The sequence below is a fragment of the Deltaproteobacteria bacterium GWC2_65_14 genome (genome assembly GCA_001797615.1).
Lineage (GTDB): Bacteria > Desulfobacterota > Deferrimicrobia > Deferrimicrobiales > Deferrimicrobiaceae > GWC2-65-14.
Map to the genome: position 1 here is coordinate 16,224 of MGPV01000066.1, position 12,251 is coordinate 28,474.

At 66.7% G+C, this 12,251-nt stretch carries 10 protein-coding genes; all 10 read right to left on the minus strand.

Annotated elements, in window-relative coordinates; translation table 11 throughout:
• Positions 1-31: 31 nt before the first annotated feature.
• The 10 genes from A2X88_06875 to A2X88_06920 all read right to left on the minus strand — a co-directional run bounded on the left by A2X88_06875 (position 32) and on the right by A2X88_06920 (position 12,202).
• Positions 32-1,327 carry a polysulfide reductase gene (locus A2X88_06875; GenBank protein ID OGP32784.1) on the minus strand — a complete coding sequence of 432 codons (1,296 nt, stop codon included), beginning with the start codon at positions 1,325-1,327 and terminating at the stop codon, positions 32-34.
• 19 nt (positions 1,328-1,346) lie between these two features.
• Positions 1,347-2,273: a 4Fe-4S ferredoxin gene (locus A2X88_06880; GenBank protein OGP32785.1), complete on the minus strand. Its 927-nt coding sequence runs from the start codon at positions 2,271-2,273 to the stop codon at positions 1,347-1,349.
• A gap of 41 nt (positions 2,274-2,314) precedes the next feature.
• Entirely contained in the window at positions 2,315-2,845 is a 531-nt protein-coding gene (locus tag A2X88_06885) for a hypothetical protein (GenBank protein ID OGP32786.1), read from the minus strand.
• Positions 2,846-3,169: 324 nt separating this feature from the next.
• Positions 3,170-3,685, minus strand: a complete 516-nt coding sequence (locus A2X88_06890) for a hypothetical protein (GenBank protein ID OGP32787.1) — start codon at positions 3,683-3,685, stop codon at positions 3,170-3,172.
• A gap of 106 nt (positions 3,686-3,791) precedes the next feature.
• Entirely contained in the window at positions 3,792-5,597 is a 1,806-nt protein-coding gene (locus A2X88_06895; protein ID OGP32788.1) for a GTP-binding protein TypA, read from the minus strand.
• Between the two features lie 16 nt (positions 5,598-5,613).
• Positions 5,614-6,174, minus strand: a complete 561-nt coding sequence (locus tag A2X88_06900) for a hypothetical protein (GenBank protein ID OGP32789.1) — start codon at positions 6,172-6,174, stop codon at positions 5,614-5,616.
• Between the two features lie 102 nt (positions 6,175-6,276).
• Complete coding sequence (locus tag A2X88_06905) at positions 6,277-7,548, minus strand: C4-dicarboxylate ABC transporter (GenBank protein OGP32827.1); 1,272 nt, start codon at positions 7,546-7,548, stop codon at positions 6,277-6,279.
• A gap of 587 nt (positions 7,549-8,135) precedes the next feature.
• Positions 8,136-9,176, minus strand: a complete 1,041-nt coding sequence (locus A2X88_06910; GenBank protein ID OGP32790.1) for a hypothetical protein — start codon at positions 9,174-9,176, stop codon at positions 8,136-8,138.
• Positions 9,157-10,062, minus strand: a complete 906-nt coding sequence (locus A2X88_06915) for a hypothetical protein (GenBank protein ID OGP32791.1) — start codon at positions 10,060-10,062, stop codon at positions 9,157-9,159. The genes A2X88_06910 and A2X88_06915 overlap by 20 nt, the downstream gene beginning before the upstream one ends.
• A 1-nt stretch (position 10,063) precedes the next feature.
• Positions 10,064-12,202: a hypothetical protein gene (locus A2X88_06920; GenBank protein OGP32792.1), complete on the minus strand. Its 2,139-nt coding sequence runs from the start codon at positions 12,200-12,202 to the stop codon at positions 10,064-10,066.
• Positions 12,203-12,251 lie beyond the last annotated feature (49 nt).

A 12,251-nucleotide genomic window follows, 5' to 3' on the forward strand; every position in this document is an offset into this window, starting at 1 on the left:
CGGAAACGGCCGGGGATCCCGGCCGTTTCCGTCACTGCGCCAACAGGTCCGCCTCCGGATCCGCTTCCTCCCGACTCCGGACGAGGAACAGGTCGTCGCCGATGTGGGGGTTCACCCCGTCCTCGCTCACGTGGAAGTCGCCGTTCATGATCGGGATGGCGATCCGCAGCAACATCGTGTAGACCAGAAGCCCCGTCGCCCAGATCCCGATGGTGACCAGCATCTCGGTACTGGTCGGGGAGTACTCGTAGAAATCCCCGAGCACGTCCGGGACGAACCCCGGGATCACCAGCCCCATCCCCTTCTCGATGTACACGCCGATGAAAATGAGGACGCATCCGATGTTGAGGGTGATCTGGTTCTCCCGCGTCTGGGGGATCAGGAAGAGGAAGAAGGCGGTCAGGTTGAACAGGGTCGCGGTCCAGATCCAGGAGACCAGGTCCGAGTGCCCCTCGAGCCCCTGGTAGAGATACTTCATCGGGGCCAGGTGGGAGGTGTCGGAGTAGTACTCCTTGAAGATCTCCGCGCCGAGCAGGAACAGGTTGAGGAACATCGCGTAGGCGATGAGCTCCGCGATCTTGAAGATCGCCTCGTCCGTGATCCGGAACTTCGTCCACTTCCGGATGACCTGGAACATGAGGATCATCCCGGCCGGGCCGGAGCAGAACGCCGAAGCGAGGAACCGGGGGGCGAGGATCGACGCGTTCCAGAACGGCCTTGCGGCGAGGCCGTTGTAGAGGAAGGCGGTCACCGTGTGGATGGAGATCGCCGCCGGGATCGAGAACAGCAGGAGCGGCGTGACGTATTTCATGTTCGGTTCGCGCTTGTAGTAATAGCTGTACAGCATGTACCCCGCGATGGTGAAGTTCAGGACCAGGTAGGTGTTCAGGACGACGACGTCCCAGGCCAGAAGGGACTGGGGGAAGTTGAGGATCCCGACCTTCGGGATCAGGTGCCAGAACCGGTCCGGACGGCCGAGGTCGACCGTGACGAAGAGCAGGCACATCACCATCGCCGACACGGCCACCAGCTCCCCCAGGATCGCGATCTCCTTGATCGGCTTCCACTGGTATACGTAGGCCGGGATGACGAGCAGGACGGCGGCGGCCGCCACGCCGACCATGAACGTGAAGTTCGCGATGTAGAACCCCCACGACACCTGGTCCCGCATGGCGGTGGTGATCAGCCCGCCGTACAGCTGGTTCGCATACGCGAGGACCCCGACGACCACCAGGGCCAGGAGGAAATAGATCCAGACGTAGTAGAGCTTGCTCCCCCGCCGGAGGAGGATGAAACATCCCTTGACGAATGCCCAGACTTTCCTCATCGATTGCCTCCGCCGCAGGTCATACCGAGTAGAAATAGTAGAACTTCGGCTGGGTGTTCAGCTCCTCCTTGAGGATGAACACCCGCTTGTTCTCGATCACGTAGCGGATTTCGCTCGCCGGGTCGAGGAGATTCCCGAACTTGCGCGCCCCCACCGGGCAGACCTCGACGCAGGCCGGGTACTTCCCGTCCGGTTCCCGAGTGCGCTGCATGCAGAAGGTGCACTTTTCCACGACCCCGACCGGCCTCGGCCGGTTCCCCATGAAATGGGTGTCGGGGTTCATCTCTCCGGCCGGCAGGCCGGGCTTCTTCCAGTTGAATCGTCTCGCTCCATACGGGCAGGCCGCCATGCAGTAGCGGCACCCGATGCACCAGTTGTAGTCCACGACCACGATCCCGTCGTTCTCCTTCCAGGTCGCCTGGACCGGGCACACCTTCGTGCACGGCGCATTCTCGCACTGGTGGCACTGGACCGGCATGTAGAAGTACCCATCCTCCGGAACCTTCGCCGGGTTGTAGTACCGCTCCGAGTGCTCCAGGTCCACTCCTCTCTCCTTGCTGAGCCGGAGCACCGTGATCCAGTGAACCTGGGGATCGCGGGACTGGTTGTTCTCGGTCACGCACCCGTACACGCACCTTCGGCACCCGACGCAGCGGGACAGGTCGAGGCCGTACCCGTACAGCACCCCCTCCATGGGAGGTGTCGTCTTGACCTTCACCGGCTTGCCGTAGGTGGCGCTGTATTCCTTTTCGAGCCGGGACACGACGTCCTGGATCTCGGACTTGCTCAGTTCCCGGAAATTCTTCTGGAAGAACGATTCCCAGAGGGCGGCGGATGCGTCCTTCCCCGGCAGCGCCAGAGCACCCAGGCCCACGGCCATTCCCTTGAGCGCTTTCCGGCGAGAGAGCCGGAAGACGCGTTCGTTTCGTGTTTCCGTATCCGACATGGAGGGGTCTCCTCAGTAGGGTGGATGCGAAAAACCCGCGCCTACCGGATGTTCTCCGGGCGCTCGGGGGGCGGCTTCAGCGCAATCGGCTCGAACCGGGGGTTGTGCGGGTTATGGCAATGGGCGCACAGGAGGTACTCCTTCCTCCCGTTCCACTCCCCCGTGCGCTTTCCATGGATGCCCATCCTCCAGTCCCGGTACTTGTCCCCGTGGCACTGGCCGCACAGGCGGTAGCTGTGATTGAAGTCGATCTGCTCCCCGGACACCAGCCGCAGCCTGTCGCGATTCTTGAGATCGTGGCAGTCGAGGCACCATCGTTCATGTTCGGCATGGTTCTTCAGCTGGATATTCGTGTGCTCTTCCTTGAGCACCCGCCGCCGGGGATCCGGCTTCATGCCGGAATGACATTCGGAGCAGGGGAAGATCCCCTCCGTGAACGGGGGGGGCGGGACCATGTATTCCTCGGTATCCGATTTCGGGGGGGTCAGCCAGAACTCCCGGCGCCCGGCATGCCCCGCAACCGCCCCGAGGAACAGGACGACCGCCACCCCGAAGAGGGTCAGGACCTGCATTCTGCGACTGTTCATTCCGCGCCTCGCCTTGTCGTCCTAAATTTGTGCGTTATCGCCCTGCCGCGAAACGGACCGCCGGCCGTGCGCCGACCCCCTGTCGTCGCACGGACCGCTGCCCCCCCGGTCCTGCCTAAGTGCTGCGCTTCATAATTACGGCGACGTATTTGTTTTCGGCACGGCACCGAGAGCGTCGATGCGCCGGCCCGGCAAGGCGCGCGACTGAGGCGTACTGTTAAGTACGGCGCAAGGAGCGCAACGCAGCCGGGGCGGATGCAGCGGCGCTCGAATGCAGGCGTAATCATGAAACGCAGCACTAAGGGTCCCTCAGCCATCCTGCATCCGGAGGCCCCGGTTCTCCAGGAAGTCGAGGTACTCGTAAATAATCATGAAGTGGCTGTTCTCCTCCCCGGAGAGCAGCCGGAAGAACTTCTTCTCCTGCGGGTGGGCGGCGGCCTTCGACATCCGGTCGTACATCTCGCGCCCCGCGGCCTCGAAGGCGAGCGCCTTCCGCATGACGTCGGCCGCGTCGCCGGAGATCACCTTCTCCTTGCGGATCCGGTTGTACTCCTTCCGGAACATCTTCATCCTCTCGTCGGAAGGCGCGTTCGACACCTTGGGGAATTTCCCCTTCTCCTCGAGCGCCTTCGCGATCGCCAGGATATCCTCGCAGTGCTTCTCCTCCATCCGGGCCAGCAGTTCGAACAGCTGGCGCGCGAAGGGATCCGCGCTCCGCTTCGCCGCCGAGGAGAACAGCCGCTTCCCGTCCTTCTCGAACTTCAACGCCCTCGCCAGCGCGGCTTCGGTGCCGCCCTTCGCCCGGGCGGGCCTGGCCTTCTTCATGGCATCCCCCTGTCCCGTTTCCGGTTGCTCCTATCCATTTTGCCTTCCCGCACTCCGGTTTTCCACCATTTTCCGCCTGCGGAGAGCCGCCGGGCGACCTTCCCGCTCACTCCCGCCTCTTGGGACGGCGACCGGCCTGGAGGATCTTCTTCCGGATCCGGACCGCGGAAGGGGTCACCTCGACCAGCTCGTCCTCGTTGATGAACTCGATCGCCTTCTCCAGCAGCATCGCCCGGGGAGGGATCAGCCGGAGCGCCTCGTCGGCCCCCGCCGCCCGGATGTTCGTGAGCTTCTTCTCCTTGGTCGCGTTCACGTCCATGTCCACCGGGCGGGAGTTCTCGCCGATCACCATCCCCTCGTACACCCGCTCCCCCTCCCCGATGAAGAGGGTCCCCCGCGGCTGGAGGTGGAAGAGGGCGTATGCGGTGGCGCGGCCGGCCCGGTCGGCGACCAGGGTCCCCGCGACCCGGTCCCGGATGGCCCCCGTCCAGGGCTCGTAGGCGTCGAACAGGTGGTTCATCAGTCCCGTCCCCCGCGTCTCGGTCAGGAATTCGGAGCGGAAGCCGATCAGCCCCCGGGAGGGGATCCGGTATTCGAGCCGCACCCGCCCCCGCCCCGGGTTCGCCATCTTCGTCATCCTCCCCTTCCGGGCCCCCAAACTCTGCGTCACCGCCCCCAGGTAGCCCTCCGGGATGTCGAGGAAGAGGGTCTCGACCGGCTCCAGGAGAGTCCCGCCCACCGACCTCGTGACCGCCTCCGGGCGGGAAACGGAGAGCTCGAACCCCTCCCGGCGCATCATCTCGACCAGGATCGCCAGCTGGAGCTCCCCCCGTCCCATCACCGTGAAGGAGTCGGTCCCGGAGAAATCGACCCGCAGCGCCACGTTCCCCAGCAGCTCCCGCTCCAGCCGCTCCCGCAGCTGCCGCGACGTGAGCAGGCTGCCCTCCTGCCCGGCGAAGGGGGAGCTGTTGATCGAGAAGACCATGGACACCGTCGGCTCGTCCACGGCGATCCGCGGGAGCGCCGCCGGGCGCTCCGGGTCGGACACCGTGTCGCCGATCGTGGCCCGCTCCGCGCCGGCCATCGCCACGATGTCCCCGGCGGAGGCCTCCCGGACCTCTTTCCTCGCCAGCCCCTCGTAGACGTACAGCGGGGACGCCTTGACCGTCTCCACGGCCCCCTCCGGACCGCAGACCGCGACGGTCTGACCGGAACGGACCGTCCCCCGGAAGATCCGTCCCACCGCCAGCCGCCCGACATACTCGCTGTATTCGAGGTGGGTGACCAGCAGTTGCAGGGTCCCCGCCGGGTCGCCGGAAGGGGGAGGGATGCCGGAAAGGATCCGCTCGAACAGCGGCCTCAGGTCGAAGGAATCCCCCCCCTCCCGCTCCCGGGCCGTCCCCGCGCGGGCGTTCGTGAGCAGGATCGGAAACTCCAGCTGCTCCTCGATCGCGTCCAGGTCGATGAAGAGGTCGTAGACCTCGTTGATCACCTCGCCGATCCGGGCGTCGGGGCGGTCCACTTTGTTCACCACGAGGACGATGGGGAGGGAGCGCTCGAGCGCTTTTTTCAGGACGAAGCGGGTCTGCGGGAGGGGCCCCTCGGAGGCGTCGACGAGGAGGAGCGCCCCGTCGACCATCTTGAGCGTCCGCTCCACCTCACCCCCGAAGTCGGCGTGTCCGGGGGTGTCGACGATGTTGATCTTCACGCCCCGGTAGACCACCGAGGCGTTCTTCGCCATGATCGTGATCCCCTTCTCCCGCTCCAGGTCGATGGAGTCCATCACCCGGTCGGGGACCGCCTGGTGCTGCCGGAAGATCCCGCTCTGCCAGAGCATCGCGTCGACCAGCGTGGTCTTTCCGTGGTCGACGTGGGCGATGATCGCCACGTTCCGGATGGGGGGGGTGGACATCGGCCGCGGGGATCCCTTACGCGAAGGAGCGCTCGAACAGCTCCCGGATCGCCTTCCGGCCGTTCTCCTCGAGGAAGCGGGTGCCGGTCCCGGCGAAGCGGGCGCCGCGGATCCTCGGCTCCCCCGGCTCCTCCACCCGGACCCAGTGGTCCTCCTTCCAGGAGAACCAGCCGTCGGCGTCCTGGTCGAAGACGAAGATCGGCTTGTTGCAGAGCTTGGCGAACTCGGCGCCCCAGCCGGTGCCGCCGCGGACCGTCCCGTCCTCGAGGATCTTCCCGACGACATAGACCTCCTCCCCCGCGTTCACCATATACCAGATCGTCTGGAGCACCTTCCGGATCCGGGGAGCGTCCGAGAAGGTCCGGTTCATCAGGCGGGAAACGTAGGAGAGGCTGACATCCCCGTTGCGCAGCTCCTCCCGGGTCAGGACCCGGACCCCCCGGGTCCGGGAGGATCCGCTCTCCCCGAAAGTGAAGTTCGTCTCCTCGATTCCGAACCGCTCCGCCTGGACGCCGAACTCGTACTCGGCCCCGTTCGCGCCGCCGCTGAACAGAACGCTCTCTTCCCGTTTGGGCATCGCTCCCTCCTTGCCGTGGTGAGGAAACGCTACTATAGCATGGACGATTCCGCGCGCGGCGGCGGGGGCGCTCGAATGCACCTGGTTTTTCGAAACGATGTCCTAGGGGAGAAACGCCGTGGTGAGGGCGGGGATGTACGTGATGGCGAGCACGCCCAGGAGCAGGATCAGGAGGAAGGGGAGAACCGACCGGTAGATATCCCCCAGGGAGCGGTCGAACCGGTAGGCGGAGAGGAACAGGTTCATCCCCGCCGGGGGCATCAGGAACCCGAGCTCGAGATTTGCGAGAAAGATGATCCCGAGGTGAACCGGGTGGACATCGAATGCCGCTGCCATGGGAGCGATGATCGGAACGACGACGACGATCGCCGAGAAAATGTGCATGAAGCAGCCGACGGCGAGCAGAAACAGGTTCAGGATGAGGAGAAAGACGAAACGGGAGTGAATCGTCTGGCGGACCCACTGGAAGATCGTCTGCGGCACCCCCGCGTCGATCAGGTACGCCGTGAGTCCGGTCGCCACGGCGAAAAGGATGAGGAATCCCCCCACGAGCCGCGCGGACTCGGTCCCAGCCTCGGGGAACTGCCTGCGCAGGCCGACGTCTCGGTGGACGAAACCCCCGACAAAGAAGGCGTACAGGACCGTCATCGCGGCCGCTTCCACGGTCGTGGCGAACCCGCCGAAGATCCCGAGAAGAACGATCACCGGAAGAAGGATGTCCCATTTCGCATCCCAGGCCGCCGCGCCGAGCTCCGTCAGCGAAAAAGCGGTTCGCCTCGCGCCGGAGAGGATCCCCGTGCGCACCCCCCACCCCGCCATGAGCAGGACGAGCAGGACCCCGGGGAGAACCCCCCCGAGGAACATCTTGTCCACGGGGATCCCCGCGACCACCGCGTACAGGATCACCGGCAGGCACGGCGGGAACAGGAGCCCGAGCGACCCCGAGGCCGTGAGGAGCCCGAACGAGAACCTCTCGGGGTATCGCTCCGCGAGAAGGGCCGGCAGCAGGATTCCTCCCAGCGCCACGATCGTCACGCCCGATGCGCCCGTGAAGGTCGTGAAGAACGTGCAGACGAGCACCGTGACCACGGCGATCGCGCCGGGCATCCATCCCACCATCGCCCGAAAGAGCCGGACGAGCCGTCCCGACGTGTTCCCCGCCGTGAGGAGATACCCCGCGAAGGTGAACAGCGGGATCGTGGGCAGGGTCGGGGAGGTCACCATCCGGTAGATCTCCGCCGGGATGGAGGCGATGGGAACCTGGGAATACCGGAAGAGGAGGACCGCCAATCCTCCCAGGACCGCGAACAGGGGAGCGCCGAGAACCACGGCCGCGGCGAGGATCACGAGGGACGCCGCGAAGGGGGCGCTCAGGAACAACAGGTCCGACGAAACGACGAGGGCGCCTGCCACCGCGAGAACCGCCGCCGCCGCACGCCCCCCCCACGTATCGGAGGAAAGCCTCACCAGCCGCCATGCCACCAGGGCGAATCCCAGGGGGATCGCGGCCTCCCCAAGCCACACGGGAAGGTAGGGAAGGAGGTACCTGCCGTCGGCCCATTCGATCCGGACGAGGGTGATCCCCGCGTAGCAGAGAAGCAGGGAAACGGAGGCGGACACGGACGCGGTGAAGATCAAGGCGGGCTTCCGGAAGGACTGCGGGAGCAATCCCGTGAGCGCCCCGATGGACAGGTGACCGCCGTCCCGGGCCGTGATCGCTCCCCCCAGGAACCCGATCCAGAGCGTCCCGTGCTGGACGAGGGTCGTCGAACCGGGGATCCCGGTCCTCCATAGCCACCTGCCGACGATCTCCAGGATCGGCAACAGAGCCATCGCGCAGAGCATCGCGACGGACAGGGCGTTTTCCGCCCGGTGCAGAAACGAAAACCCGCCCGCCTTCGCCGGGGGGCGTCCCGCGGCGTTTCCTGCCGGGGGCACCGCGCCGTCCCTCTTCTCCGGGATCACCGGGCCATCGCCCTTCCCGCGGCCGGGGAACGCCGGAACTCGTCCCGGTACCTTCGCACCTCGTCGAAGACGTCGGCCGGGATGATCCTCCCCCGGATTCGCGGGTGGGTGTCCTCGACGATTTTCCTCCACTCCGCCTCGGTGGCAGGGGAAATGTGTTCAACCTTCAAACCGTTTTTCGCCATCACCTTCAACGCTTCCTCGTTCAGGTTGCGGATCTCGCGCCGAAGCCTCTGGCTGGCGTTCCGGGACACTTCCAGAATCCTTTGCCTCAGATCCTCGGGGATCCTCTCCCATGCCCTCTTGTCGATGATCGTGGCGCCGGTGAGCGGCGCCCACTTGAGGTCCGCCATATGCGGGGCGAGTGCGAACCACTGGAAGGCCAGGGCGGCAAGGGGCGTCGCGTTGAAGGCGTCGATCAGCCCCGTCTGCAGGCCGGGGAGGATGTCCACGACCGAAATCGGGACGGGACGGAACCCCGCCTCCTTGTAAAGTTGCGTGAGGGAGTCGTCCCCGGCGCCGACGTACAGCTTCATCGCCTTCATCTCCGCCGGATGCGTGAAGGCCTCCCTGGCGAAGAAGTGGACCCACCCCGCGTCACCCCAGTTCAGCACGATATACCCTTTCTCCTCCAGGCGCGCTTCGAGCATCGGGGCGATCCGGTCGCGGACGTAGTCGAACTCCTCGTCGGAGGCGTACATCATCGGCACGTGGAGGCCGTAGAAGGAACGGTCGAGAAAGGCCAGGCCCATGCCGGTGATCGCCGCCGCGTGGAGCTGCCCCACCCGCATTTTCCGGAGCATCGTATCCTCGTCCCCCACCACTCCTCCGGGGTAGATGCGCAGGGTGACCTTCCCGCCGGAGACCTTCTCCCATTCTTCCCCCATCTCCTGCAGGACACGGTGCCACGACGACCCTTCCGGGGCGAGGGTCGCCATCTTGACAACGACGGGCCCGGCGTGCGCAGGGACGCTGAAGGGGGACAGGAAAAGAAGGGCCGCACCGCAAGCCGCCGCCCTATTCCAGAAAGAACTCATCCACCCTCCCTGTCAGCCATCTCGCCTTGCGTTGCGCGAGAAGATTGGCAAGACGGAACTCCGGGGCCTCCCCCCGGGCGTCGAAGCGGAGCGCCCGGTCGAGCAGACCGAGGAACTCCGCCCGGTTCTGCGTTCGGACCGACACGGTCTCCGCGAAGGTGACCATCGGGGAGATCCTCCGCCCCGCGGCAAGCTCCATCGCCCGTTCGTAGTGACGCTTCGCCCGCTCCACCGACCCTCCCATCGCTTCGGGACGCCCCCCCTCGAAGGCGATGTAGTACTCGTGGATCGCCCCCGCGTCGTACCCCTCCTCGAGCTCCAGCGCCCTGCGCACCAGCGCCTCGCTCCGGGGAAGGTCCGCCAGCAGCATCGGGTCGTTCGGGGAAGATGCTACCGCGAGGCTCCACGATGCGCCGGTCCAGAACAGGAAGGGGACATCCTCCTTCCGCGCCATGGAGACGGCTGCCGCGGGGTCGGCCGCGAACCGCTCCCGGAATCCCGGCCGCGCCGCCGCAAGCCCCCGGAGCCCGTACTCCTTCGACCTCAGGAAGAGGCGGCGAGCCCGCTCCTTCCCCGCCTCGGCCGCCCCGCGGTCCTTCTCCTCCACCGCCTCCTGCCACACGAAGGCGGAGGCGTACTGGGCGAACCCCTTGCAAAGCGACAGCAGCAACCCCCGGTGATCGGGATTCCCTGAAAGGAGAACTTCCTCCGCCTTGAGCGCGAAGGGGACCGCGTCCCGGATCAGCTCCGGATCGTCGTCGGTGCCGAAGATCTCTCCCCCGGCGGACACCGAGTCGGCCACCCGGTGCGCGAGGTAGGCCCTGGGGGAGCAGCCGGCCAGAAGCGCCGCCGCGAGCAGCGGAAGGATCGCACCCGCAACGCGCATGTCAACTCTCCCCGGAGGTCCCGCGGGACCCGGATCCCAGCGCCTCGCCCACCTTCCGGCCGAGCTCCCCCCTCCGGAACGGCTTCTGGAGAAAGGCGGAAAACCCCCGGGAGGCGAACTCGCGGCCCGCCCCCTGCACGTCGTATCCGCTGGCGAGAATCGCACGCGCGCCGGGGGAGATCCGCCGGATCTCGGCGAAGGCCTCGGCCCCTGTCATCCGGGGCATCATCATGTCGAGCAGGATCAGGTCCACCTCCCCCGCCCGCTCCCGGAAGATCTCCACCGCCTCCTGCCCGTCCCTCGCCGTCACCACGGTGTAGCCGAACGATTCGAGCATGGCGCGCACCACGTCCCGGACATCCTCCTCGTCGTCGGCCAGCAGGATCGTCCCCTCTCCGCAGAGGGGGGGCGGCTCCCGCGGCTCCTCGGCGGCGGGCGTCCCCTCCGCGCCGAGGAACCCGATCGAAAAGACGGTCCCCTTCCCGGGCTCCGTGTACACCCGGATCGCGCCGCCGTGGTTTTCCACGATCCCACGGACCGCCGCCAGCCCCATGCCGCGCCCGATGAACTTCGTGGAGAAGAACGGCTCGAAGATCCGCTTCAGCGTGGCCTCCTCCATCCCGGCGCCGCTGTCGGCCACATCGAGGAACGTCCACGGGCCCGGGAATTCCCCGCCGGAGAAGAGCCTCCTCTCGATCCCGTCCCCCGAGGGTCCCGTCGCGTCCCGGGGGCCCTCCGGAACGGTATCCTCCTGCCGGGTCCGGATCGTGAGGGTCCCGCCGCACGGCATCGCCTCCGCTGCGTTCAGGCAGAGGCTCACGATCACCTGCTTCAGCTGGAAGAGGTCCACCCGGACGGGGGGGACCCCCTCGTCCAGCTCCAGGCGGATCTCCACGGAGGACGGAAGGGCCGCCCGCAGCGCGGGGAAGTCCTCCGTGACCAGGCGGGGAAGGGAGAGGAGCTCCGGGGTGCGGACCCCCTGCCGGGCATAGGCGAGCAGCTGCCGGGTCAGTTCCACGGCGCGGTTTCCCAGCCGCTCGATCGTGGAGAGGTACTGGAGCGCCTCCTCGTTCCCCGAGAGGAGCAGGGAGAGCATCTCCGCCGTTCCGTTGATCCCCACGAGCAGGTTGTTGAACTCGTGGGCGACCCCGCCCGCCAGCAGGGCGATCGTCTCCTGCTGCTGCCCCTCGAAGATCCGGCTTTCCATCTGCTTGCGCTCGGTGATGTCGCGGGTGATCCGGAGGATCCGGCGGACCTCCCCGCCGCCGACCGTCACCGGGGAGGAGACGGTTTCCACCTCCCGGAAACTTCCGTCCTTGCACCGGAGACGGTGCTGGACCGTAACCGACAAGCCCTCCCCCGCCGCGAGCCGCCGGTTCCCCTCGCGCAGCTTCGGGAGGTCGTCGGGATGATGGAAGGCATCGGCCGCCACGCCGGTCATCTCCTCCGGCCGGTACCCGAGCATCCTCCGGGAGGCCGGGCTGGCGTAGAGATAGCTTCCCTCAAGATCATGCAGGGAAATGAAGTCGAGCGCGTTGTCTGCGAGAAACCGGTAGCGCGCCTCGGAGGCCAGCAGCCTCTCCTCCATCGTTTTCCGCTCGAGGGCCGCGGCCAGGATCGGGGCCGCCTCCTCGGCCAGCCGGCGCTCCCCGTCTTCCCAGGAGCGGGGCGATCCGATCGCATGAAAGGCGAGCAGTCCGTTCAGCGCCGTGCCGATCCGCAGGGGGACGACCAGCAGGGAACGGACGGAGGCCGGCTCGAAGAGTGCCCGGACCGGATCGTCCGGGGAAAGGGCGGAAAGATCGGGAACGGCCAGCGGCCCCTCGTCGCGGAGCCGGGAGAGAATCTCCTCCCTGAGGCAGAGCTCCCGGTAGACATCCCGCAGCCCGGCGGTTTCCCCGCCTCCGGGGAACCGTCGGACCTCCACGGGGGCGCCGCCGGCCGGAATGGCGACGAGGCAGCAGCACTCCGTTCCGAAGAGCGCCGCGACTTCCCGGCAGATCTCGTCCAGGAGCTCCGGAAGGCCCAGCCCGAGCGCGCAGATTCGGGCGACCCCCGGAATGACGCTTTCCGGGAGCTCGACCGGTTTTTCCGCGGCGCCCCCCGTTCCGCGCCTGTGGAACCGAACCGTTTCCCCCACCCCATTGCCTCCGGAACGAAATTCCCCCGATTTTTCTATTATGTGGGAC